Genomic DNA, 23149 nt, shown 5'->3' with positions numbered 1-23149 from the left:
TTTCTCACTTTCACTATGACATCTGATTCACCTACGAGAACACAAGCACTGGTTCGCTCGCACCCCGAGTACAACAAACTCGTGCAAGCGATGGAGGGCACGAGTGGTACGGCCGCGACCGACGGGGCGAGGACGACCGCGACGGAGGGCGCACCGACGTCCAGTCCGTCGACGGCCACCTCCACCCCCGGCCTCACGATTGAAAAGAGCGACCTCGACTTCATCGTGAACGTCGTTCAACTGCTCGTCCTGCTGCTCATCCTTGCGAGGGTCGGCCAATGATGCTCGGCCCCCGTCTCGAATCGGGCGGCAGTGGCGGCGGCCCTGTCGTCGAGGACGAGAAGAAAAAGAAGAAAGAGAAGGACAAGGAGCAGAACGACAGCGGCTCGACGCCGACGTTTTCGGATGATCGGCGACGGAACGTCGATGGTTCGGGCGAGTCGTTCGACCATCCGCAAGCCGAAGACTACCGGAGTCGGGCCGGATACGGCCACGGAGCGAAGACGAAGGTCGTCGCTGACTCCGAGTCCCAGAAGGAAAAGAATCGCAACAAGCAGAAGCAGAAAGAGCACGACGCCCACGAAGCCGAACAGAATCGCTCGGGAGCGGGTTACGGCAACGGGGCGAAGACGAAGGTCGTCGCGGATTCCAAGTCCCAGAAGGAGAAGAACCGCGAAAAGAAGAAGAGCGATGGCGTTCTCGCGGGCATCTCGCACGCTATCGACAATCCGGGCGAGACGGCCTCGGACACCGTGAAGGGTGCCCAAGAGACGTGGCACGGCGTGGACGAAGGCACGAAGGAGGTCGTCGATACCACGCTAGACAACGACACCTTCTCGGTACAGGACACGATTCGCGGCAGTGCACAGTACGCCCTCGGCTACGACGACAAACAGCAGTTCGCCCGCGAAGTGTCGAACCTTGCTGGCGTGCTCAAGGACCACACCCAAGGGAAGGTCGCGGCCGGAACGCCGCTCGACAATCCGATTACGAGCGGCGTCGTCGATGCGGGCACCTTCCTCGGCGAGAGTCTGGTCGCTGACCCGGCCAAAACCGTCGTCACGGGGTTGACTGGCCTCGACGTGGACAAGGGGACAGCCGAAGGAGAAGTCGGTGCCGCGGGGCTCGCGGACGTGGCGCTCTCGGTCGTCGGCGAGAAAGCCGCGATGAGTGGCCTGCGCGGTGCGAAGTACATCGCTGGCTCCGACGAAGCCGCCCGTGTCGCGGAGAAAATCGGCCTGAAGTACGGCGACGACGGGGTTCGCGTGCTGGACGATGCAATCAACCTCTCGGAGGACGCGCTGAAGAGCAGCGACGAGGTAGGTGACGTGGCCCGTACCGCCGAGAAGACGGGGCTGAAAAGCAGTGATAACCTCGCTGCGAATGCGGCCGAAAACTCCCGGACGGAATCGCGCCTTGCGAAGGAGATCGAGAACTACAAGAAGACCATCACCGGTGGGAGCGACGAAACCGCTGAAGCGGCGGTGAAGTCCACCGACGACGCCGTGAAAACGGCCGAGAAATCGGCCGACGACATCGCGGAAGCGACCGCGAAGTCCAGCGATGATCTCTCACGCACCGAACGGGTGGTCAAGGGTCTCACGAAAACTCGCGGCCGGAAGGCCGTCACCGCGGCGACCGCGGCCGGTGGGACGGCCGTCCTCGGCGGCACGCTCTACAGCGCTGGCGGCGGGTTCGAAACGTCCGATACCGGAACCGGTGACGGGAGCGGTAGCACGGGGACGGGTGGGAACGGTAACAGCGGGTCCGACGGGTCCGGCACCTCGGATACCGGCGGATCCGGATCTGGCGGTGCGACGTGGGGACAGTTGCGAAAGGCCGAAGTCCTCGAAAGCGGGTGGGTACTCGGCTACCAGCAGGTCTTCTCGGGGTCGCGTCGACGGTGGTTCGTGACGGGTATCATGGAGAAGGGCGGCCCGCTCTTGGCGCTCACCGCGTCCGGGACGTCCACTGAAGTACCGAAAGACGGCGAACGGTATCTCCTGAACGAAGCGCCGTCGTTCGAGACGGAAACGGCCGCCCGGAACGCGAACAAGAAGTGGATGAAAAACCGCGAGTACAACGACGGAATCCCGGACGGCACCAATGGCAACGACGACGCCGACGGGAACGGGAACGGCAACCAGCCCGGCAGTGGAAACTCCCAGTGGGGCGACTGGCATCAGATGCAGCAGGTGATGATGTGGAACATCTGGGGACGCTCGCACGTCGATGGCAAGCAAGTCCAACTGCTCGCCAGCGGCTCGCTCCCGGACCAGACGACGATCTACCTCACGGCCGACGGGATGACCAGCCAGACGCCGGTGCTGTTCGACTCGGCCGACGCGTTGCAGTCCGCGCTCGACGCCTACGCGACGAACGTCCAGAACGGGACGATTTCGAAAGATCAGCAACCGACCGGCTCCGGGCCGAACCGCGAGGAAATCTCGAAGACGGTCCGCGAGTCCCATCAAACCCAGTCGAATTCGAAATCGACGGTCGAGAAACTGATGGGGAAGAAGATCGCGCTGGCGGCGGTCGGCGTCGCGGGTGTCGCGGTTCTCGCGGCCGGTGGCGGTGACGGCGGTGCACCGGGAGGTGTCGCCTGATGGGGAAACTCGAAGTCGCAATGAAACTCTCGGACGAACTCGGCGTTACGGCCGCGAAGGCCATGCGCTACATCGACGACGTGGGGCTGAGCACGGCCGCGAAGTCGCTGGACGAGGCGGCGAAACTCGGAGACGAGGCGGTCGAAATCGGTTGGAAACCCATCGCGGCCGTCGGCTCCGTCGGAGCCATCGGCAGCGGGGCGCTCATCTGGCAGCATCAAGACGTCCAGAAGGCGAAGGCCATCGCAGGCCAGAAACAGGCCGCGAGTGACACGCTCTCGAACATCGTCGATTCGGACCTGCCGCCGTCGCTGAAACAGGAGATGGCGAACCAGTTCCTCAAGACGCAAACCCCCGATTCGAACGACTCGAACGGGGCTTCGGGCGGCCTGTTCGACGACATGCAGACGACAATCGTCGCGCTCGTCGTGCTGGCGTTCGTGCTCAAGTTCACACTGGGGGACGAGTAGATGGGCTTCACCATTCCCGACGTCTTCGACGACATCCTTGCCGAGCTACGCACGATTCGAACCCTTGTCGCCAACGACGTCGGCGCGAGCGACGCGAGCGTCGACGGGACCACGAGCGTTCACTGGTTCTCGACCGGGACCGACCGCAAGCCGCTCGACGACGAGTACACCGAGGAGAAGGGGACGTGGGAACCCATCGAGTTCGGCTTTCGGGCGAAGACGGTGACGGTCCGAACGACCGACGACGTGAATATCTGCCCGGTCGACCCGTCCGGTTCGACGCAGGGGGCGAAGATTCGGCCGGATGAGCAGGAGTCGCCCTACTCGCTGGGTGGCGACAACGGTATCGACACGGAAACGATTTGGATTCAGGCCGCCGCGAGCGCGACGAACACCCCGAAAATCGAGGTGCAGGCGTTCGCCTAACGGCGGCTTTCTCTCTTAGACCTATGACCTTTGACGACGCAATTCAGGCGGATTACGGAACGATGCTGGCCGACGTGCGCGATAAAGTCGGCGGGCAGGCGAACTGGACGATTAAAGACGATTCGAGTGGTGGCGCAGCCCAACTCGCCAAGGGCGACTACTTCGTCCTGACGAGTTCGACCCCGACCGAGGACATCTACATCGGCGTAGAGTCGGACCTCGGCGGACTGGTGCTTCAGCACGGGCCAGCGTGGGACGCCGCGAACGAACAGTGGACGGACCGCTATCAGTTCGACCCGGCACAGACCGGGCAGAACTATCCGACGTACACCACCGACTTCGCGGAAAGTGCGGTCGCCTACCCGAAGACGAATGTCGACGTGGATTTCGCCATGCAGATGGCGGATTCCGGGTCCTACTGGCTGGACTACACTGACGAGAAGGGTTTTCAGCTCTACTGGCAGCGCGAAATCGCCGACGGTGACGACGGCGAGCTCTTCCTCGGTGTCGGTAAGGTGAACCGTGCATGGGATTACACGGCCGCGGACGAACGGGAAGCCGGATGGGCGCTTGGCTTCGGTGATACCAACAACGGGCTCAAAGCCGTCCATATGTCGGCGTCTGGCTGGTTCAACAATAACTCGAACTACAACGGTAACAACCGGTACGAACACCACGTCGGGAACAACGACCAACCCGCTCACGGGCACGTCAATCCCGATGCGGCGTTCGACAACTACCCACTGACGAACTCGGTCGTTTCCTCGCGCCAGTATCGGAACGTCGAGGGCGAAGACACGGTGATCGGCGACTTCGATAATTGGGTCGAGGACCGGTCGGGCAGTTCGACGGGACACAAGGACGAGGTGCAGGACGCGGGCGGTGCGGGCGTCTATACCGTCCTGAAACGGCATAGCAACCTCTCTATCGCCTTACGGATGGACTGACCCCGCTCTGTGTTCCATCTATGACGGCACCACCAGCAGACGGTGCGGTGATCAGTGGGAATACGCTGAGTGACGACTTCGATGATGGGAATCTCGATGGCTGGACGACTGATAGCGCTGAGAAGGGAAGCGTCACCAACCCCGGTACCGAAATGCGGGTTCATGATTACAAATGTCACTGGGCGAAAGCCCGGCGTAATCTTGGCAACCAGCGCGGTCAGGTGACGTTCTCATTTGATTGGCGTACTGAAACCGATTACTGGTACGAAAGGCCGAGATTTGCGGTTTACGTCGATGATGTTGAAACCTACCTTTATGAGATTCCGAGAGGGAAAGCTACGACGAAAAGCGGATCGACCACGAAGTCGCTTGATGTCTCCGGGACGGTCGAAGTCGAATTTCGGGTGGACCCATCTGGTCCGTGCGGGTCTGGCGACCACGGTAAAACAGACCTCTTCATCGACAATTTCACCTTCTCGTGGCCGGTCGTTGACGACTCAATCGGACCGTATCAGCAGGCCCGAACAGTCGGTACACCGCACGCCTACGCGACGACCACTACCGCTACACACACCGACCAACCAACGATCAGTTCGCCGAACGTCGAAGCAACAACGACACCGGACCGGTACACTTCAGCGAAGCTCACAAGCAAACCAAGCAGTGAAGCAACGGCAACTTCGGAGCAGCAGATCGGTAATCCAATTAGGGATGTCGTATCCGTCCTCGATCTCGTGCGCTTAATGCCGATTGCCTCTGTAGACAGCAAGCCACGTACCCTTGGTGTGCACCAACAGCAGGTCTTCAACGGCGCTATCGAACACAACGACGCGGCCCGTCGGGAGGCGTTCGACATCGAGCGCACCGTTTTCCCCGGTTCGGCCCGTCGCGTTCCGTCCTCACCGGACATCCGTCTGAGGAAGTTCGAGACGGTCACGACGGGGGCACATCGCCAAACGACGCTTCCCGCGTCTCTTGTCGAACTAGCCCGCCTCACGACTGGAACACACATGGCGGCTCACCTCTCTCCCAAGATCGGGGCGCTGGTCGCAATGGATGCACGCTATCCACTCAGCCGGACCGACATCACGACTGCCGCGTTCGAGCCGATGGATTCGACGTATCTCGCGGCGCTCGAACAGCCAGTTTCGACCGCGGTATCGACCTTGACGAACGACACCTATCGATCCGTGGCTCCAGTGGTCGAGTTGTTCGCACCGTACTGGCCGATAGGAAACAGTGTGTACTCCCTGACGACGCCGGACAGTACGACGATGACCGCAACGGACGTTGGGAAGACGATGACGGGAGCAAAAGCACAGGCGGCCGTCGACGGCCGTCCGACGAAGCGGGCGACAGTCCGGCGGTTGCGAGAGGCTGGCGTGCCCCCGCTGGCGCTCGTGCTCGACGCGCGGACGCCATACCCGATGGTGCTGGTCGCGGCCGACATCTTCGGCGAGGAGAGCGGTGGGACGACGCTTCGGCCACACGATGCAGGACTGGGCGGTTTGGATACGACTGAGGACGTAATCTTCGGCAGTAGAACAAACGGTTTCTCGATGCAATGACTTCTGACTCTCCCAACTCGGAACGGAGCGGTACTGAATCGACGATGATCAACCCCGGAATCCCCTCGAACACGCAACTCGCCGAACGGATGGCGCGGGTCGAGGAGAAACTAGACCACACAACCGACGTCCTCGAACGTATCGACACGTCGTTAAACGAAGAGATGGACGATATCGAGTCCCGGGTCGAGGAGATCGAGCCGTGGTCGATACGTTTTCGTTTCCTCTATCGTGGCGGGAAATGGGTGGTGGGGCTACTCGCGGGGAGTAGTGCTGTTGGGAAAGTCTTAGGTTTGTTCTAGCCCCTATTAATTCTGTTACAGAAACTAGTTGGCATGAATTCATCATTCTGTCCTTTTATCCAAAATTGTAGGAGGATGTTGTTCGATATTCCATAATCATAATTTATTTAATATAAATATTATATAAACATAATTATTTAGTAAATTGGAACTTATAGATTAGAGTGTATTTTTAGAGTACATGGTCGAGATTAACGATGTAGATGCGTTTATGTTCATTGAGTAGCTATTGGCATAGTAATGCCCTTCCAGCGCCGAAATTTCATGAAAACTCTTCTGCCTTTTGGAGCTACTTTTATACTTACTGGATGCTCTCAGACTACACCTAACAACGGGGTCCGTCTAACTCGTATAAGACTAGTAAGCCTAAAAGAATTTGATAACACGGATGTTAGATTGACACTGAAATATGATGGGGATGAGATCATAAATAAAGTATATACCGTAAAGCATGAAGACGGCGTAAAAGCTCAACCAACGGTAATTACAGACCTACCTAAGAAACCAGGTGATTATGAACTCACTATAGAAAATGTAGAGAACGGCAATAAATCTGCAGTAAATGTTGGAAAACTATCTCCTACGAAGTGCTCCTATGTTGATGTTCTCATTCATGACTCCAATGAAACCAGTATTTATGTTGAGAAATGTGGTGAGTGAACTATAGTTCTTCTATCTTTACAGTTGGATTTCTTGCAATGTATACTGGTTCGTCAGGGTCAAGTTCCTGATCAGATAGCATAGCTGCCCTTGATTTTGCTGCAGGAACTTTTTCGACCCCGTATTTTTTCTGCTCAGATGTAGACATATTATTTGGACTTGAATTGATATACATTGACAATCCGAAAGTTTTCACATAATTATCTATCTGATTCATATTGTTATTTTGGGAATTCCTTATTGTTGAATCAAAGTAATCCTTCCCATACTCTTCTCTTGGAGGGACTTTGTGCGTATATTCGACGTAGTGTCCAAGTGAATCGGTCTTGGCACCGCTGGGATCCCAGAAGTTCCAGTAGTTTCCGACGACATCTGCATGTGATCCAGTAGGCTTTGCAGCTTCCTTCCAATAATTGACAATCTGAGCAGCAGTAGCTATTGCTCCTACAGCTGGGCTAAAGTAGGAAATTAGTGCTGTTATGGTATTTTTGGCGGCATTACTCCAATTATTATTGTAGTTATTTGGGGATTTCACACCGAGTCCCCAATCTGCATTTCCAGAAATGGAAGTACTAACCTGTCGAGGATTATCTAATTCTTTTATTGTGAATCCTTCACCGCCGGTTATAACTCCTGCTTTTTTAGACTCATCAGTGCTTGGTTTATGATCAATGGAGTATGTAGCGGCACTTGTCCTATAGACAAAATTCCACTTTCCAGCTAAGAAAGTAGAATCAACGAATTCAACGCGTGATCCTGTATCGACAATGCGCTCATCATAATAATAATGGCTTCCTAGGTCACGTGTCTGGTGTGTTGAGTGTGCTTTTGGGTCATCTGGTCCAATTGGTCTAGCTATAGAAATTCCACTTAGCCCTACCACTCCTGTTGAAATCGTTGCTCCCAATGTTCCTGTCTTCTTAAGAAATTGCCTCCTTCCTTCTGCTCTACTGGATGTATTACCTTCCGATTCTGTTTTTTTTCTAGGCATACACTCTTCACTCAGGTATAGACATCTTAAATCTTACCCATTGAAAATTTGTCAGAGACAATATTTATAGTACTAATTATTTTATATGTAAACATTATAAATCAATAGATACAGCTACTTCAAGTACCAGTTATGAAAATCAGATCCTATATTTTGAAAGACAACTACTACAAAACTCGCAGGAATTATTGGATGATTATCATTTATTGGTTGCTTCAAAACTAATGGTGGGTAAAATGTAAGAATGATGAACTTTAATCTTCTTTATTACCTATGTGATTTGTTTTTATATATAACTTAGTTTTCATCTCCAAGAGGACAATTTACGCGAGACTACTCCCGGTTTCACGCCGACGAAAATCGATTCCTCGAATTGCACATCAGAGAGCGAAGGCAATGTGCAAAATTCGTCGGTCGAGAACAGAGTGAGTCGCGGAGTATACCTGTGAGAAATCCCAAATCCACTTCCCCATATATACTGACGCGGTTTCAGTACCCCCAGCAGAACGTCTTTGTCACCCCGATGTGCAATATCAGCTATGCGAATCAAGTCGGATGGAAAGTACGAGTATCGGAAAGATCTCTACGACCAAGCTGGTGAATTACTCGGCGAATCGACGAGGAGCAAAGGCCTCGATGCGAGTGCGGAGTTTACCCGACGGATGATGAAGAATCTCGAACGAGCTGCCGACCACCCAGATATGACGGCAGAACTAGCGGAGATTCTGAGTACACCACGGGTAACGCTCGAATACCGGGTCGAATCGAGAGTACAAGTCAACGAGTGAGTCTACGGTCTGCAATAGACTTTTTGACTACGAAAGATAATCTTCTGTTATGGCAAGCAACCAAGTCACCGACGAGACCACGGTTAATGACGGTCATTCGGTGACCGTGCCGTCCCAGATTCGGGAAGCAGTGTACAACGAACCCGGCGATAAACTTCGATGGCGACTCGACGACGAGGAAAACCTGACTGTCGAAGTGGTAAAGCAGCGATTTGGAGCGTTTGATGACCTCGAACCGGTAGACATCGGCGAAGAGACGAATGCAGTCGAATTGGAGAAGGAGTTCGGGGCGTTCTAATGCCGGTTGTCGTCGATTCGAATATTCTCATCGGACAGCGATTAGCCCGCGACCAATACCACGACCGAGCAAACGAAATTGTCCGGGCCATCGACCACGGCGACCTTCCGGTGGCTCACGTCACGGACTACGTTCTCGGTGAAGTCTTGAACATTCTCGGACGGCGTGCAGGACACGATGCCGCTATCGCTACGCTCGACACTCTCATCGAGAGCGCGGGATTCGAAATCGTTCGCTCGCCAAAAGCGGATTTCACGAGCGGTCAAGCGCTCTACCGACAGTATCCGTCACTCACGTTCGTCGATGCTCTGACGACGGCCTATATGCAACGCGAGGGTATCGAGTACGTCTACAGTTTCGACGACGACTTCGATGTGGTCGAAGACATTCGACGACTCAATACCGCGAGCGACCCGTTTTGAAGATACTACTCGAGAACTGTTGAAATTCGTCGAGCGATTATAACGTTGTAAGAACACGAGGAACGTCCAGTTATCTCTCGTTCACACCGCAGAAACACCGCAGAAACAACCGCACTCAGCAGTAGTCGATAGATGCTTACAGAGGGTGGCTAGCGTGAATGTTTTAGCCTGTGGTTGGTGTGGTGTGGCTCACGGGGGGTCCGCCGGGACCCCCCGTATTATGATATCCTAGTCTATCCCTCCCGGTGAGCGCGGACCCACCCGCGGAGGTCGGGGTGGTTCCACTCGACGCGGATGCTCTTCTCCTTGATTTTCGTCGTCGGGTCGATCTCCGGGTTAGCGAGGTGGCCGTCGACGTAGTGAACGCCCGGCACTCGTTCGTCCATTTCCTCCATCACGCGGTACCCATCCGTGTTGTACGCACAGCCGTAGTGTGTCGCTACCTCGCGGTAGTTCAGATACACGACGTCCTCACCCGACTCCTGTGCTTTCTCCTCCGCTCGACCGAGGACGTTCAGATATTTTTCCTGAACTGTTGCCGACTCGGGACGCTTCGTCTTGAAGTTCAGCAGTCCGGCGTTCTCCTTCGACCGCTCGATGCAGTCGTACAGCTCTCCGCCGACGTTCGCCGCTTCCGCCACGAGGTTCGGCGAAGTTGCGTCGACGCTGCTCCCGTCCTCCGACGAATACTCGCGGACGTCGTTGATGATACGCGAAACTGACGCGCGCACGCGTTGGTTCTGTTCTTCCTGTTCGTCGAGTTTCGCGCGGAGCTGTTCGTTCTCGTCTTCGAGTTCCTCGACGCGTGCTTCGAGGCGGTCGCCTCGCTCCTCCTGCGCTTCGACCTTCGCTTCGAGGTCGGCGACGCGTTCCGCGAGCTGTTCGAGCAGTACCTCACCGCCCATTGCCGTCACCTCCTTTCCCGGCGAGGTCCGCACCGCATTCCGAACACCGATAGCAACACGAGGATAGCTCTCCACACGTCGAACACAGCGTTCCGGACATCACTCCTCACCTCCTTGTAGCTGGTCGGGAGCAACGGTACAGCCGCACGGATGGACGTGAGCGGTACTCGGACCACTGACTATCGTCCATGTGATTCGTCCGCCGCACCGTGGACAGGTGCGGCTCATGCAGCACCACCTCCGCGAGAGAAGCCACTATATCTCGGAGGGATTAGTGTAAAATTTCTGATAGTCCCACACGGATTCGAACCGCGGTCGTTGCCCCCAGAAGGCAACAGGATTGGCCACTACCCCATGGGACTGTTATGCTTCAGCGATTCGATTCGCTGAATCTGCATTCAACGGTAGCACAGTTCCGTATTTCAGTGTTTCGAACCCGACCGACCCTTGCATCCCGGTATCACGGTCACGCATTCGGCTGTGAATCTATCCGTTCGGGGTCGAAAGCGCCGATATTAGCTCGATTTCGATGCGTTGTAACTGTTTGCTGACGGTTCCGGGGGCGACCGACAGTTCGTCGGCGATTTCCCGATGCGTCGTCTCGCGGGGAATCTCGTAGTACCCCTTCCGAACTGCCACCGCCAACACCTCCCGTTGGCGGTCGGTGAGCGTCGCAACCGGGTCGGAAATCCGCGACGAATAGTCGCCCATCCGTTCGAGTTCGATTCCGAAGTCGTCCGGAACGTCGCCGAGCGCTTCGCTCAAGGCCCGCTCCGTTCCGAGAAACGTCACTCGAACCCCGCGGCCGGTCGCGGTATCGACGAACTCGACCGGCCATTCGAGAACGATTTCGTGGTCGAAAAGCACCCCGAGCATCGCGTCCATGAGCGGGGCGGATTCGTAGTGGGTGTACGTGATCCCCTCGCTTCCGGACGGAACGTCGTAGTCTAACACCTCCGGTGTCGCCTGTAACACCGCTCGTATCCGAGCTGGCTCCCCACGAATTCGACTCAGTTCGGCGTACGTCCCGTCACGAACCGGATTGATGTAGTACGTCAACTCGATGGAAACGTCCGGTGCGCGCGCCACTGCATCGTCGAGCGGGTGAAGCTCCCCCTCGTCCCAGCGGACTGTGACCGTTGCGTACCTCATGTTTTCGTGACCTCCGTGGCGGACCGACGCCGGAGTGATAATCGATTATCGCCGGCAATCTCTAATAAATACCTGTGGCATGCTAGAGGATAGAGCAACGAATCTCCCTTTTGTACACGCAGCTACGATGACGACTACTATTCGATACGGGAACGATATGCGGATTCTCGTGGTCGGCGGCGGCATCGCCGGGTTGACGCTTGCGGGCCTGCTGGAACAGCGCGGATTCTCACCCGACGTGGTGGAGAAATCGAGCAACTACGGCGGCCTCGGCTACACCCTTAGCCTGTGGCCCGCGGGGTCGAACATCCTGAAGGGACTCGGCAAGTACGACGAACTCCTCGATAACGCGGACCAGTTCGAGGAGTACCACGTTCTCGACCACGACGGAACACACCTACACGGCTACGACATGGGCAGCCTCGCCGACGAGTACGGCGAGACGTATCTCATCTGGCGACCGAATCTCGTCGACGTGTTGCAGGAAACCATCTCCGAGGAGAATCTCCGGATGGGAACGACCGTCACCGAAATCGACCAACACTCGGACGAAGTTGACGTCACTTTCACCGACGGCACGACGGCCACCTACGACCTCGTTGTCGGCGCGGACGGCATCCACTCGAAGGTTCGGGACCTCGTGTTTGGCGAGGTGGAGTTGACGTATCACGACATGACCGGGTGGGCGTTCTGGGTGGACCCTTCGTTGGCGACGTCGGGCGAAGTGCAGGAGCACTGGGGCGCGGGACGGTTCGCCGGTCTGTACCCGACGGAGGACAAGTTGGCGTGTTTCCTCGCCGCGACCGCGCCCGAAGGAGCCCCCGACCCCGTGGACGAGCGCCTCGACCGCGTTCGTGAGACGTTCGACGACATGGGTGGGTTGGTCCCGGACATCCTCGGCGAGATGGACGACCCGGCGGAGATGTGGCACGACGACTTCTACGACCTGCACATGGACGAGTGGACGAAGGGCCGCGTCGTTCTCATCGGGGACGCCGGACACGCGATACTGCCGACCGGCGGTGTCGGTGCGTCGATGGCGATGGAATCGGCGGCAGTCCTCGCGGACGAACTGACCCGAACCGATTCGAAGTACCTCGAACAGGGGCTCGAACACTACGTGTCCCGTCGCCGTGACCGGGTTGATACGGTGCAGAAGAAATCGCGTCGGCTCGGTTCGTTCGTCATGGTCCAAAACCACCTGCTCGCGGAACTCCGCGACAAGAGCGTCAAGTTCTACTCCCAAGAACGGATGGAGGAGTACTTCCGGGACTTCCTTTCGAGCAAAATCTGAGACGACACCGTAACCGTGCACAAACCAGCACGTATTTCAGTCCCAATTACGCATGTTTGTGTATGTACATCGGACGCTTCATCGTCGTCGGTCCAGACGTCGGCGCCTACCGAGTTTCCTCGCGGTCGTTCCCCAACCGAAAAGCGGTCGCTCACGGTGAGACCGTCACCGTCGGCCCGACCGACGACGCACCGGAGACGGACAACCCCTACATCGCGTACAACTGCGCCCGCGTCGTCGGCGACACGGCGGTCATCGGCAACGGCTCGCAAGTGGACCCCATCGCCGAGAAGATAGAACTCGGATACCCCGCGCGTGACGCCCTCGCGGAGAGTCTTCTCGCGCTCGATTACGAAAAGGACGACTACGACACGCCGCGAATCGCGGGAACCGTCGGCGAGGAATCCTACATCGGTATCGTCCGCCGCGACGCCCTGCTCGTGAAGGAGGTCACGGAACCGACGCTCGTGGCGACCTACGAGAAGGACACGCCCGAGGCCTTCGACTTCGATGCCGCGGACGCCGAAACCGCGGCGAGTGCGGCCTACGACCTTGATTTCGAACACCCCGTCTGCGGCGTCGGCGTCGCTCGAAACGACGAGAACGACTTTTCGCTCGCGGTCGAGAACGGGAATTAAGGCTTTCCCGAACGTATCGACCGACATGAAGGTCGGTATCATCTCGGACGTTCACTCGAACCGCGTCGCGCTCGATGCCGTTCTCGACGACATGCCGCCCGTCGAGGAACTCCTCTGTGCGGGCGATGTGGTCGGCTACAACCCGTGGCCGAGCGAGTGCGTCGACAGCCTCCGCGACCGCGTTTCGGCGAGCGTGATGGGAAATCACGACCGGGCGGTCGTCACCGGCACCGCCTTCCGATTCAACAGCATGGCGGCCGCGGGCGTCGAGCACGCCCGCGATGAACTCAACGACCTACAGATCGACTGGCTCTCTCACCGCCCGGATTCGCGTCTCGCGTGCGACGGTCGAGTCAGAATCGTCCACGGCCACCCCGACGACCCCGACCACTACACCTATCCCGAGGAATTTGACCCCGACCAACTGGGTGACGAGGACGTCCTCGTCATGGGTCACACACACGTCCAACACCACGAAACGTACGACGAGGGCGTCGTGATGAATCCCGGAAGCGTCGGTCAACCGCGGGACGGCGACCCTCGCGCCGCCTACGCGATTCTCGACTTCGACGATATGAGCGTCGAGGAGCGACGCGTGGAGTACGACATCGAAGCGGTACAGGAGGCGGTGCGGGAGGCGGGACTGCCGGACAAAATCGGCGCGCGATTGACGAAAGGGCGGTAGGGCCGGAGAGACGTTTCGACCGTCGGCTCGCTTCTGACGATACCGTCGGCTCGCTACGACGGTCGCGTCGAAAAAATCGGTTGAAACTAGAAATCGCTCGGAAACGCGCTTACTCTATCTTCTCGTACTGCTCTGCGAGCTTGTCCGCCGCTTCGCCGAGCTGTTCGCGCTCGAACTCGGTGAGGTCCCACTCGACGACTTCTTCGACGCCGTTCGCGCCGAGTTTGACGGGGACGCCGAGCGCGACGCCTTCGTGGCCGTACTCGCCTTCGAGTTTGATGGAACCGGGGAGCACTTCGCCCGTGTCGCGGATGACGGCCTCGACCATGTGGCCGACGCCCGTGGCCGGGCCCCACTGGGTCGCGCCCTTCTTCTCGATGACGTTCATCGCGCTCTCTTTGAGCTCGCCGAGGATTTCTTCTTTCTCGTCGTCCGAGAACTCGGGGTCCGCGCCGTCGATGCGAACCTTGGAGAAGACGGGTACCTGTGCGTCGCCGTGTTCGCCCATGATGGTCGCTTCGACGTTCTGGACCGGCGCGTCGAAGCGTTGGCTCAGGACGTAGCGGAATCGCGCGCTATCGAGGCGGCCACCGAAGCCGATAACTTTCTCCCGTGCGCGGTCACCCGTCTCGTACAGGTGGCGGTTCAGGAGGTCGACTGGGTTGGACGTCGTGATCGTCACGAAGTCACCGTCGTTGTGCTCGGCGATCGAGTCCCCGATGTCCTCCATGATGGGCGCGTTGTCGCCCGCGAGGTCGATACGCGTCTGTCCCGGCTGACGCGGAATCCCGGCCGTGATGACGACGACGTCGGACCCGGCGGTGTCCTCGTAGGTCCCCTGTCGGACGACCGTGTTCGAGTCGTAGGCGGCCCCGTGGTTCACGTCCGCGGCCTGCCCGACCGTCTTGTCTTCCATGTCCGGAATGTCAACGAGAACGAGTTCGTCCGCGACATCACGCAGTGCGATGTTGTAGCCTGCGGCGGCCCCGACAGTGCCTGCCGCGCCAACTACGCTTACTTTCACCATGTCACCTAAAAGACGCCCTGCTGTTTGGTTAAATCCTCCGGTAGCGTGTGCTATTGCCCCGAATCGTCGCTTCGGCTGAATCCCCCAGAATCGACAGTTTGTCGGGTCGTTCCACCCGAAACGAAGGGGTTACGGCGCGACGCCGACGGTCAGCAGGGTGCCGAACTCGCGGTAGCGTTCGACCATCGCCTCGCGCGTCTCCCAGTTATCCGTCGGAAACGCGTCTTCCGCGGGTATCTCCGTCTCGCGGTCCGGTACGTTGTCCTGTTCGGCGACGTACAACCCCGCCTCATGGAACGCGTCGCGGTACTCCTCGCGGCTCCAGCGCGTCATCTCGACCGAAATCGAGTCCTGCCACGCGTGGGAGTGGACGTTCTCCTCGTAGTAGTTCACGGCGCAGAAGAACGTGCCGCCGGGACGAAGTATCCGCCGCACCTCCCGAAGCGTCTCGTGGGGGTCGTTCGCGTAGTAGAACGCTTCCATGGTGAACACGTGGTCGATGCTGTCGTCGGCGAACGGTAGGTGGTCGAAGTCGCCGACGAGGTACGAGACGTTCGAGTCGTCGGTGTACCCCCGCGCGTTGCGCGCCATCTCGGGCGAACCGTCGAGTCCGTACACCCGTCCCGCTCCCTTCGTATCGCGCACGGCACGTCCGGCGTATCCGCTTCCGCATCCCAAATCGAGGACCGTGTCGCCGTCTTCGACCGGCATCCGGGCGAGAACGTGTTTCGCCGTGTGCCAGTGTCGCTCTTCCATTCCCTTGTCGCGGCCATCCGCCGCCCAGTCGTCGAACTCCTCGCGGACGCTCATGCACGATGGAACGGCCGTCCCCGACAAAACCCGTTCGGAACGCACAGGGCTTTATTTCTCGGCCCCTTCTCGGGGATATGGTCGGTTCGAGAAAACGATTCGCCCTCGCCGATACGGCCCAGCAGGTGCTCGGCGGCTTCCTCCTCGCTGGTCCGTTCGTCGTCACGCAGGAGGTCTGGGACATCGCGGGAAACATGTCCACCATCCACGCGCTTGCGACCGTCTGTATCGTCTTCGGAATCGGATACGGCGCGCTCTACAAGGCGGACCACGAGCGCGACCCCGACCGCGAGGCGGACGTGGCCGGTGTCCCGACCCGCTTCATCTCGTTGATGGTGGTCTCCTTCGGGTCCGTCGCCATCCTCGCCGTGGTGTTCGCCGCGCCGGAGACGTTCCTTCACGACGGTTTGTTCGACGGCCACACGTCCGGGCAGGCGCTCTTCACGACGGTCAAGGCCGTCAGCGTGGGGTCCGTGTTCAGCGTCGTCGGCGCGGCCACCGCCGACAGCGTGTTCTGACGGAATCCGTCGTTCGGAAGCAAACCCCCGCCCGAATGTGTCAGAATATTATATCAGTAACAAAAATGTTAATAATAGAGAATAGTAACGTTTCCTCGATGGCAAACTCACGACTATCGTTCGGAGCACGGCTGCGCCTCGTTATCGGCGGATTGTTGTTGTTGGTTTTCGGCGCCTTCATGTCGTTCGGTCCGCTGGACTCCCTTCTGTTCGGCGGGTTGACCGCCTTCGCTGGCGTTGCGTTCGTGGTGGTTTCGTACAAGGGCCGAACTATCCAGTCGCACCTTTGAGATAGTCTGCAAACTGACTATTGACCGAACGTATCGTGGCACCAACCGGTGTTTTTGGTGACGAAACGGTCCGGTTCACCGGTTGAACAGCCACGTCTCCCTCGGACGTGTTCGGTGCTAACGTGGTGTTCCGACCCGCATTCCCGTATATTTTAAGTCGCTTCCGCTAGTTACCGGATGATATGGATTACCAACTCGATATAGAGAACACGCCAAATTCGATACCGGGCGGCACTGGCGTCCTCCTTTTACATCCGAGCACGGGAGAAACCGACCGAATCGACACCGACTTTTTGAAAACGGATACCGACCGCTTCCTCGTCATTTCGACACGGACGACGGCCCGCGAGGTAAAACAGAAACTCGACCACTACGACGTAGACGAGAACAAGGCCGACATTCTCGACACGTTGAGCATCGAACGCGGCTACTCCCGCCGAAGCACGAACGACGTTCACTACGTCTCCGCCCCTGACGACCTCGAAGGAATCCTCTCGGTCACCGAACAGTTCCTGACGAAGACCGACGGCAAACGCCGCATCAGCTTCGACTCCATCACCGAGATGGCTTACTACGCGGACGAACAGCGGGTGTACAACACCGTCGAGCAGGTGCTCGAACTGCTCGAAGAACACGATGCCGTCGGACTGTTCCACCTCTCGAAGGGGGTTCACGACGAAGTGCAGATAGAGCGATTCTTCGGTCTGTTCGACGCCGTGGTCGACTTGGACCGGGACGGCAACGTCGATACCGATTTCTCGAAACTGGACTGAAACGTCAGTTGACTTCAGCGACGCCTGTCGAAGGCGTACCGTTTCCACCCGAAACGGTGCCCTTCTCGATAGCGGCAGCGATGCCGACCGTCATCCCGGCGTATCCGATGCCGCTGAGCAACGCGCCGACCATTGACCCGACGAGTTCACCGACTACCCATCGTGTGATGGTGTCCAAACTTTCCGAACCGACCCGCGCGACGAAAACACTACGGGGAGCCAACGCTTTTGCTGACCGACGCCGTACTTACCGAAAATGGGGGGAACGAGTGACTATCGTATCGCTGTGGCGGTGGCCGACCCCGAAAACGCCGCCCAGTTGACCCGAACCGCGGTCGATATCGCACGCGAACGGGACGGTGACGTCCTCGTCTTGCGCGTTCTCGTGACCGAGCGCCAGTCGCCGTTCGCACTCTACACCGACGAGGTGATAATCCGCGAGTTCGGTGGCGAAGAACAGGAAATCCTCGACCGAGTTGTCGAAACCGCACAGGGGGCGGTTCCGGTGAGCGGGCAGTTGCTCGTCTCGTACGACGTCGCCCGCGCGCTCACGAACGCCGTTGTCGAGTTCGACTGTGACGCCCTCGTCGTCGGGTGGCAGGCGCGCGAACACCCGAGCGAAATCGTCCTCGGAAGTAACATCGACCGCATCGTGGCGCGCGCACCGTGTGACGTTCTCGTGGAGAAAATCGGCCCGGCGGAGACGGCGGACACCATTCTCGTCCCCGTCGCCGAGGGTCCTCACGCGGAACTCGCGGCAGACGTCGCGCGCGCGATTGCACTGGCGAACGATTCCGAAATCAACTTGCTCCGGGTGGGGGAGGACGACGCCACCACCGAACGGCTGCTCGCCAGCATCGCGGCTCGCGTTGCTCCCGCGACCGTCGAACAGGAGGTCAGAAGCGGCTCCGTCACCGAAACCGTCGTCGAGCGAGCGTCGGACCACGACATCACGGTCCTCGGTTCGACCCGACAGGGGATGCTCCGACGACAACTCGTCGGGTCGGTCCCACAGGCGGTCGGACGGCGCGCGGATACGACCGTCATCATCACTCGTCGGGAGGTCGGAATTCGGCCGCGGCTCACCCGATTCGTTCGGGAAACGCTGTGAGCGTGACAATCAGATGGTCGCCAGGCCGAGGACCGACAGCGCCCCCGACAGCAGGTCGCCGTACCCGACCGCGATGACCATCCCGAGGAACATCGGAACGATAAACGGGATTCCCGGCGACACCCACACTTCGTCTTTCGTCACCAGCACGTCCAGTCCCTCGCGGAGCTGTGTCGGCGTCGTCCCGTAGGCACCGCGGTCGATGCTGTCGAGGAACTGTGCGGCCCCCCACGGGTCCTCGTATCCCGTCGATTCCGTCGCCGACCGTTGTGCGACGACCGCTCCGCCGTCCGTCACCATCCCGTCCGTCGGCGAATTCGGCGTTTCGGGCAGGCTCTCCGGGTCGCGCAGGTCGGTTGCCCGCGCTCGAAGTTCGGCCAGTGTCGTCCCTCGCCATCGGAGATACATCCGAAGCGCGTCCAAATCCACGCCGTTGCGGGCCACCCCGTCGGGAGTTTCGAGCAGTCGCCCGTGGGCCGTCGGAACGGCGTCCCAGTTGATGACCCGACCGACGAACATCACCGACGAAATCCGTCCGGTGAGGAGATTCCTCACCAACAGCGCGGCGGGATAGAGCGCGCCGAGCAGGACCGTGTTGGTCAGAATCGTCAGCGAGAACACGCCCAAAACGGTTCCCTGTATCGGCAACGCCCATTCTCCGAGGTGATAGGTCGGATAGGACGGGAACAGGAGAGCGATGACGAGAAACGCCTTCGCGTCCGCGCCGCCGAACGCCCGGAACCACCAGAAGGCGATGACGAGCGGCGCGACGAACCCGAGACTCACCGCGACGTGAAAGAGGAACAACTTGCGTTGCAGCGGCGGTGCCCCCATCGCGGTCACGCCGTCCCAAACGAGCAGAACGACGGCGAGCGCCGCCAGTGGATACCACGTCTTGTTAGGCACTCGCCGAGTCTTCACGTCACGCCACGCGGCCCATCCGAAGACGGGCAGGGCAAGCAGTCGGAGGAGGTCGGGAATCGAAGTATGCACCAAACGGTAGCCCTCGGTGAGATGTTTTAGCTGTTGCGATATATGTGATGGAAATTGGAAGTTTTACATAAATTTTATTTTGACCCTATGTGTTCACAGAAGATATGAGTACGCAGGACGTCGCCCTCGTGAAGATACGAGGCGCTACCTTCATCCCGTCGGCGTGGATTTCGCGTCCCAGCGACGGCGACGGAACGCTCGAATACAAGGGCGATGCCCGCGAGTTTACGCCCCACGCCGTCAACACCGGTCGCTGTCGCGTCGAACAGGAAGCGGTCGTCGATTTCACGGACGACAGTCTCGTCTCCTACGCCGACACGGGTACGTCGGTCGAACGAATCACGGACCCCGACGGAACCGTGAACCTTCGTCGCGGCAAGGCATCGTGTGACGACATCGCCTGTACCGACCCGCTTTGGCACGACGAATACGTCGAATTCGACATGCACGCGAGCGCGAGCAATCCGCTGTCGTCGCACGCGGACCCGGTTGACTACCACCTCGAAGCCACCGTGTGGCGCGACGGAGCGGTGGATATCCGTGGCCGCCACGATGGGTTCCCGTGTTTCGAGTTCTACGTCCAGACGGATTTCGGTGACTTCCGGCCGCTGTACCGTCACGACTTCCGTGAAACCGGCGACGAACCGCTCGCGTTGGCCGGGCCGATGGACTACGAGTTCGAGCGACGCCTCTGAGCGACTGGCAATTCCACGAGGATTAGTCGGCGAACGCACCGCTTTTCGGCGTGTGGAAACCCCTAAAACCCCAGATTCGATTATATAACGCGGTTCTGCAGGTAGTCGAGGTGCTTGGCGTTGTAGACGATTTTAACTTCGTCCGTCGCCGCGCTACCGATGCAGGTGAGGCGGACGTTCTTGTCTTCCACTTCCTCGTCGCTGAGGATCTGCTGCATGTCCATGTCGATTTCGCCTTCCTTGACGATGGCGGCGCAGTTCGCACAGGCACCCGCGCGGCACGAGAAGGGCCAGTCGTAGCCCTGTGCCTCGGCGGACTCGAGGATGTATTCGCCTTCGTTGACGTCGAGCGAGCCGTAGTCTTCGCTGTCGAGACCGGCGTCTTCGGCCTTCTCGAACAGGTCGTCGTCGTCCATATCCCAGCCCTGGTCGTCCAGCACTTCGTAGTTGAGGTATTCTACGGTAGGCATCACTCGGGGTTTCGTCCGGGGGATGGTTAGTAGTTGTTGTTTCGTCCGCCTATAGTGATGAATCGGGAACGATTTGGCCTGCTGACCGAGATTAACGTCGTCAGGCGGGTGAAAGCGGGACGAAGGCGAACAGGAGATACGACGCGACGGCGGAGATAGAGGGCGTCAGAATCCAGAGGACGATGACGCGGCCGGTCGTGGACGGATCGAACAGGTCCCTCGCTTTCAAGGTCTGTGGCTCTTCCTCACCGATTTTCGCCACTTCCTCTTGCTCCTCCGGAAGGACGTTAACCGCCATTTCCGAATGCTTTTCTCCGTCGTCGCCGCGGACCGCGGCGGCGGCCGCATCGGAGATTCGAACGGTTCGCGTCGCCCGTCCCCAGCCGAGTCCGACGATGCACATCGTCGCACTCACCGCGAGACTGGCGGGGATGCCGATCGCGGAGAGGAACGTGATGAGACTCGCGCTGACGACTTCGACGATGAGCGCCGCCAACAGGGGCAGGTCCGTCAGGTCGTTTCCGACGGTATCGAGCGTTCGGCGGGCGATGGTGAACGCTCCGAGTGCGATAGCGACGCCCGCGAGCAGGACGCCTTCGCTCCCCGTAATCACGTCGCTTCCGACGAGCGGCGCGACCGCGTTGGCGACGTTCGACGCACCCGCCGAGAAGGCCATGTAACAGCCGATGCCGACGACGAGAATGGTGACCAAGACTTCCTTCGCCGACGCGTTCGCGGAGACGGTCGGGTACGGCACCGAACCGACGCGATTGAATTCGAACAGCGGCCCTTCCGACTGTTCGAGATGGAACCACACGTCGAGATACGGGTAGAGATACCGTCCGACGACGGCACAAATCCAGAAGGCGGTGATGGGGGCGAGGAGCCACGCCGAGACGATTCGAAACATGACCGCCTCATCGAGGGTTCCCGTTGCCACTCCGAGTCCCGCGATTGCGCCGACGGCCGTCATCGAGGTGGAGGCGGGCACGCCGAACAGGTTCGAGATGAGCAGCGCTAACCCGACGAAAAAGAGGACGCCGACGCTGGCGGCGAGCGTGAACTGCGAACTCGGGACGATCTCCCCACCCATCGTTTTGATGACGTTCCGACCGACCGTCCACCCGCCGAGGAGCGCAAAGGCCGTCATCAACCCGGCCGCACCGAGTTTGGAGACGGTGTTACTCCCGACCGCGGGACCGAACGCGACGCCGGTCGAAGAACCGCCGATATTGAAACCGACAAACATCGCCACGGCCAGACCGACGAGGAGTAAAATCGCGACCATACACGTACATTCGTCTGAACGTCTTAAACGGTACCGACTCGTTGGGTTTAGACACCACCCCGCCTAAAGCAGAGTATGTTCCCGACGTTCGAAGTCGTCCCGGCGGTGGATATGCAGGATGGCGAAGTCGTTCAACTCGTTCAGGGCGAGATAGGCACGGAAACGACCTACGGCGACCCCGTGGACGCCGCGGAAAAATGGGTCGAGGGCGGCGCGGAAACCCTCCATCTCGTCGATTTGGACGGCGCGTTCGACGGCGAGCGAAAGAACGCGGCCGCCGTCGAATCGATTTTGGGTGCGGTCGACGTCGAGGTGCAACTCGGCGGCGGCATTCGCACCGCCACCGATGCCACCGACCTCCTGTCGCGCGGCGTCGACCGCGTTATCCTCGGCACCGCCGCGATAGAAAATCCGGATATCGTCGCCGAAATCAGCGAGGAATACCCCGGCTCGGTTATGGTGAGTCTCGACGCCAAAGACGGGGAAGTTCTCGTCTCGGGGTGGACGGAATCGACCGGACTCGACCCGGCCGAGGCCGCGACCAGATACGAGGAACTCGGCGCTGGCGCTATCCTGTTCACCGACGTCGACGTGGAGGGTCGGATGGAGGGGGTTCAGACTGGTCCTGTTCGGCGAGTCGCCGAGGCAGTCGAAATACCGGTCGTGGCGAGCGGTGGTGTCGCGTCCGTGGACGACATTCGGACGCTCCGCGATGCGGGTGCGAGCGCCGTGGTCGTCGGGAGTGCGCTCTATCAGGGCGCGTTCTCGCTGTCGGAGGCAGTGGACGCGCTCGATTAGCGGGTCTGTCCGGCGAGGTGACCAAGCACGTCCGGCGTATCGCCGAGTCGGGGGTCTACGATGGCGTAGGCCCCGAGAGCGGCCATGGGGGCGCCGATGACGAGACCGGGCACCGTCCCGGAGAGGAGGACCCCGATGGCGACCAACAGGACGCTGAGCATATCTCGTTTTAACACATGTTCTCTTTGGAGCTCGAGGTAAATATAACTGCGTCAGACACC

At 59.1% G+C, this 23149-nt stretch carries 30 protein-coding genes and 1 tRNA gene; 20 read left to right on the top strand and 11 right to left on the bottom strand.

The features are described from left to right. Nucleotides 1-15 precede the first annotated feature (15 nt). The 8 genes from B208_RS0110970 (at nt 16) to B208_RS23830 (ending at nt 6982) form a co-directional block, all read left to right on the top strand. On the top strand, nt 16-282 hold the full coding sequence (locus B208_RS0110970) for a hypothetical protein (RefSeq protein ID WP_232423777.1): 267 nt from the start codon (nt 16-18) through the stop codon (nt 280-282). Beyond that, the gene (locus tag B208_RS0110965) at nt 279-2609 is read left to right on the top strand and encodes a hypothetical protein (RefSeq protein WP_232423776.1); all 2331 of its coding nucleotides are present in this window, start codon (nt 279-281) and stop codon (nt 2607-2609) included. The genes B208_RS0110970 and B208_RS0110965 overlap by 4 nt, the downstream gene beginning before the upstream one ends. Then, nucleotides 2609-3079, top strand: coding sequence for a hypothetical protein (locus tag B208_RS0110960; protein ID WP_007982561.1), 471 nt, complete (start codon nt 2609-2611; stop codon nt 3077-3079). The genes B208_RS0110965 and B208_RS0110960 overlap by 1 nt, the downstream gene beginning before the upstream one ends. Next, nucleotides 3080-3505, top strand: coding sequence for a hypothetical protein (locus B208_RS0110955; protein ID WP_007982563.1), 426 nt, complete (start codon nt 3080-3082; stop codon nt 3503-3505). 23 nt (nt 3506-3528) lie between these two features. Then, entirely contained in the window at nt 3529-4452 is a 924-nt protein-coding gene (locus B208_RS0110950) for a hypothetical protein (protein ID WP_007982564.1), read from the top strand. A gap of 785 nt (nt 4453-5237) precedes the next feature. Beyond that, nucleotides 5238-6020, top strand: a complete 783-nt coding sequence (locus B208_RS24690) for a hypothetical protein (RefSeq protein ID WP_232423775.1) — start codon at nt 5238-5240, stop codon at nt 6018-6020. 44 nt (nt 6021-6064) lie between these two features. Then, nucleotides 6065-6322 carry a hypothetical protein gene (locus tag B208_RS0110940; protein WP_007982567.1) on the top strand — a complete coding sequence of 86 codons (258 nt, stop codon included), beginning with the start codon at nt 6065-6067 and terminating at the stop codon, nt 6320-6322. 240 nt (nt 6323-6562) lie between these two features. After that, nucleotides 6563-6982 (top strand): hypothetical protein, encoded by a 420-nt coding sequence (locus B208_RS23830; protein WP_139025539.1) that lies wholly within the window; start codon nt 6563-6565, stop codon nt 6980-6982. Between the two features lies 1 nt (nt 6983). Here the strand turns inward: B208_RS23830 and B208_RS23825 are convergent, their stop codons facing one another. Further along, nucleotides 6984-7973 (bottom strand): twin-arginine translocation signal domain-containing protein, encoded by a 990-nt coding sequence (locus B208_RS23825; protein ID WP_139025540.1) that lies wholly within the window; start codon nt 7971-7973, stop codon nt 6984-6986. 539 nt (nt 7974-8512) lie between these two features. Here B208_RS23825 and B208_RS0110935 point away from each other — a divergent pair. Genes B208_RS0110935 through B208_RS0110925 form a run of 3 tightly spaced genes read left to right on the top strand, consistent with a single transcriptional unit; the run spans nt 8513 to nt 9481 of the window. After that, on the top strand, nt 8513-8761 hold the full coding sequence (locus B208_RS0110935; protein ID WP_007982569.1) for a DUF7692 domain-containing protein: 249 nt from the start codon (nt 8513-8515) through the stop codon (nt 8759-8761). Nucleotides 8762-8810: 49 nt separating this feature from the next. Beyond that, the gene (locus tag B208_RS0110930) at nt 8811-9059 is read left to right on the top strand and encodes a hypothetical protein (protein WP_018128867.1); all 249 of its coding nucleotides are present in this window, start codon (nt 8811-8813) and stop codon (nt 9057-9059) included. Next, nucleotides 9059-9481 carry a type II toxin-antitoxin system VapC family toxin gene (locus tag B208_RS0110925; RefSeq protein ID WP_007982573.1) on the top strand — a complete coding sequence of 141 codons (423 nt, stop codon included), beginning with the start codon at nt 9059-9061 and terminating at the stop codon, nt 9479-9481. The genes B208_RS0110930 and B208_RS0110925 overlap by 1 nt, the downstream gene beginning before the upstream one ends. Before the next feature lie 233 nt (nt 9482-9714). On the opposite strand, the gene B208_RS0110920 is transcribed toward B208_RS0110925, so the two are convergent. The 3 genes from B208_RS0110920 to B208_RS0110910 all read right to left on the bottom strand — a co-directional run bounded on the left by B208_RS0110920 (nt 9715) and on the right by B208_RS0110910 (nt 11538). Next, a complete protein-coding gene (locus B208_RS0110920) occupies nt 9715-10386 on the bottom strand; it encodes a hypothetical protein (protein WP_232423774.1) in 672 nt (223 codons plus the stop codon). A 289-nt stretch (nt 10387-10675) separates the two neighbouring features. Continuing rightward, nucleotides 10676-10748, bottom strand: a tRNA-Gln gene (locus B208_RS0110915). A 124-nt stretch (nt 10749-10872) separates the two neighbouring features. Continuing rightward, complete coding sequence (locus B208_RS0110910) at nt 10873-11538, bottom strand: helix-turn-helix domain-containing protein (protein ID WP_007975955.1); 666 nt, start codon at nt 11536-11538, stop codon at nt 10873-10875. 127 nt (nt 11539-11665) lie between these two features. Between B208_RS0110910 and B208_RS0110905 the strand changes: the two genes are divergently transcribed. From B208_RS0110905 to B208_RS0110895, 3 genes are all read left to right on the top strand, one after another. Next, on the top strand, nt 11666-12832 hold the full coding sequence (locus tag B208_RS0110905) for an FAD-dependent monooxygenase (protein ID WP_018128866.1): 1167 nt from the start codon (nt 11666-11668) through the stop codon (nt 12830-12832). A 62-nt stretch (nt 12833-12894) separates the two neighbouring features. Continuing rightward, entirely contained in the window at nt 12895-13470 is a 576-nt protein-coding gene (locus B208_RS0110900; RefSeq protein ID WP_007975960.1) for an IMP cyclohydrolase, read from the top strand. Between the two features lie 25 nt (nt 13471-13495). Next, nucleotides 13496-14155 carry a metallophosphoesterase family protein gene (locus B208_RS0110895; protein WP_007975962.1) on the top strand — a complete coding sequence of 220 codons (660 nt, stop codon included), beginning with the start codon at nt 13496-13498 and terminating at the stop codon, nt 14153-14155. 109 nt (nt 14156-14264) lie between these two features. On the opposite strand, the gene mdh is transcribed toward B208_RS0110895, so the two are convergent. Then, a complete protein-coding gene (gene mdh / locus B208_RS0110890) occupies nt 14265-15182 on the bottom strand; it encodes a malate dehydrogenase (RefSeq protein WP_007975964.1) in 918 nt (305 codons plus the stop codon). 129 nt (nt 15183-15311) lie between these two features. Then, nucleotides 15312-15992 carry a class I SAM-dependent methyltransferase gene (locus B208_RS0110885; protein ID WP_007975966.1) on the bottom strand — a complete coding sequence of 227 codons (681 nt, stop codon included), beginning with the start codon at nt 15990-15992 and terminating at the stop codon, nt 15312-15314. 77 nt (nt 15993-16069) lie between these two features. On the opposite strand from B208_RS0110885, the gene B208_RS0110880 reads away from it, so the two are divergent. The 3 genes from B208_RS0110880 to B208_RS0110870 all read left to right on the top strand — a co-directional run bounded on the left by B208_RS0110880 (nt 16070) and on the right by B208_RS0110870 (nt 17573). Beyond that, a complete protein-coding gene (locus B208_RS0110880) occupies nt 16070-16510 on the top strand; it encodes a DUF2391 family protein (protein ID WP_007975968.1) in 441 nt (146 codons plus the stop codon). Between the two features lie 98 nt (nt 16511-16608). Continuing rightward, nucleotides 16609-16800, top strand: coding sequence for a hypothetical protein (locus tag B208_RS0110875; protein ID WP_007975969.1), 192 nt, complete (start codon nt 16609-16611; stop codon nt 16798-16800). Nucleotides 16801-16982: 182 nt separating this feature from the next. Continuing rightward, a complete protein-coding gene (locus B208_RS0110870; RefSeq protein ID WP_007975971.1) occupies nt 16983-17573 on the top strand; it encodes a DUF7090 family protein in 591 nt (196 codons plus the stop codon). A gap of 4 nt (nt 17574-17577) precedes the next feature. Here B208_RS0110870 and B208_RS23820 read toward each other — a convergent pair whose 3' ends face one another. After that, nucleotides 17578-17751: a hypothetical protein gene (locus B208_RS23820; protein ID WP_154652459.1), complete on the bottom strand. Its 174-nt coding sequence runs from the start codon at nt 17749-17751 to the stop codon at nt 17578-17580. A gap of 78 nt (nt 17752-17829) precedes the next feature. On the opposite strand from B208_RS23820, the gene B208_RS0110860 reads away from it, so the two are divergent. Beyond that, nucleotides 17830-18684 (top strand): universal stress protein, encoded by an 855-nt coding sequence (locus B208_RS0110860; RefSeq protein WP_007975975.1) that lies wholly within the window; start codon nt 17830-17832, stop codon nt 18682-18684. A gap of 9 nt (nt 18685-18693) precedes the next feature. On the opposite strand, the gene B208_RS0110855 is transcribed toward B208_RS0110860, so the two are convergent. Beyond that, nucleotides 18694-19677, bottom strand: a complete 984-nt coding sequence (locus B208_RS0110855) for a prepilin peptidase (protein WP_171970546.1) — start codon at nt 19675-19677, stop codon at nt 18694-18696. A gap of 104 nt (nt 19678-19781) precedes the next feature. On the opposite strand from B208_RS0110855, the gene B208_RS0110850 reads away from it, so the two are divergent. After that, nucleotides 19782-20372 (top strand): DUF3238 domain-containing protein, encoded by a 591-nt coding sequence (locus tag B208_RS0110850; protein WP_007975978.1) that lies wholly within the window; start codon nt 19782-19784, stop codon nt 20370-20372. A gap of 80 nt (nt 20373-20452) precedes the next feature. On the opposite strand, the gene fer is transcribed toward B208_RS0110850, so the two are convergent. Together fer and B208_RS0110840 are read right to left on the bottom strand one after the other, a co-directional pair. Then, on the bottom strand, nt 20453-20842 hold the full coding sequence (gene fer, locus B208_RS0110845; RefSeq protein WP_007975980.1) for a ferredoxin Fer: 390 nt from the start codon (nt 20840-20842) through the stop codon (nt 20453-20455). Nucleotides 20843-20942: 100 nt separating this feature from the next. Further along, entirely contained in the window at nt 20943-22130 is a 1188-nt protein-coding gene (locus B208_RS0110840; protein ID WP_007975982.1) for an inorganic phosphate transporter, read from the bottom strand. 75 nt (nt 22131-22205) lie between these two features. Here B208_RS0110840 and hisA point away from each other — a divergent pair, with 75 nt between their 5' ends. After that, the gene (hisA, locus tag B208_RS0110835; RefSeq protein WP_007975984.1) at nt 22206-22928 is read left to right on the top strand and encodes a 1-(5-phosphoribosyl)-5-[(5-phosphoribosylamino)methylideneamino]imidazole-4-carboxamide isomerase; all 723 of its coding nucleotides are present in this window, start codon (nt 22206-22208) and stop codon (nt 22926-22928) included. Here hisA and B208_RS23815 read toward each other — a convergent pair. Beyond that, nucleotides 22925-23104 (bottom strand): hypothetical protein, encoded by a 180-nt coding sequence (locus tag B208_RS23815; protein WP_139025478.1) that lies wholly within the window; start codon nt 23102-23104, stop codon nt 22925-22927. The genes hisA and B208_RS23815 overlap by 4 nt on opposite strands. Nucleotides 23105-23149 lie beyond the last annotated feature (45 nt).

This window comes from Haladaptatus paucihalophilus DX253 (genome assembly GCF_000376445.1).
GTDB lineage: Archaea > Halobacteriota > Halobacteria > Halobacteriales > Haladaptataceae > Haladaptatus > Haladaptatus paucihalophilus.
This window is presented reverse-complemented; position numbering and strand designations above follow the sequence as displayed.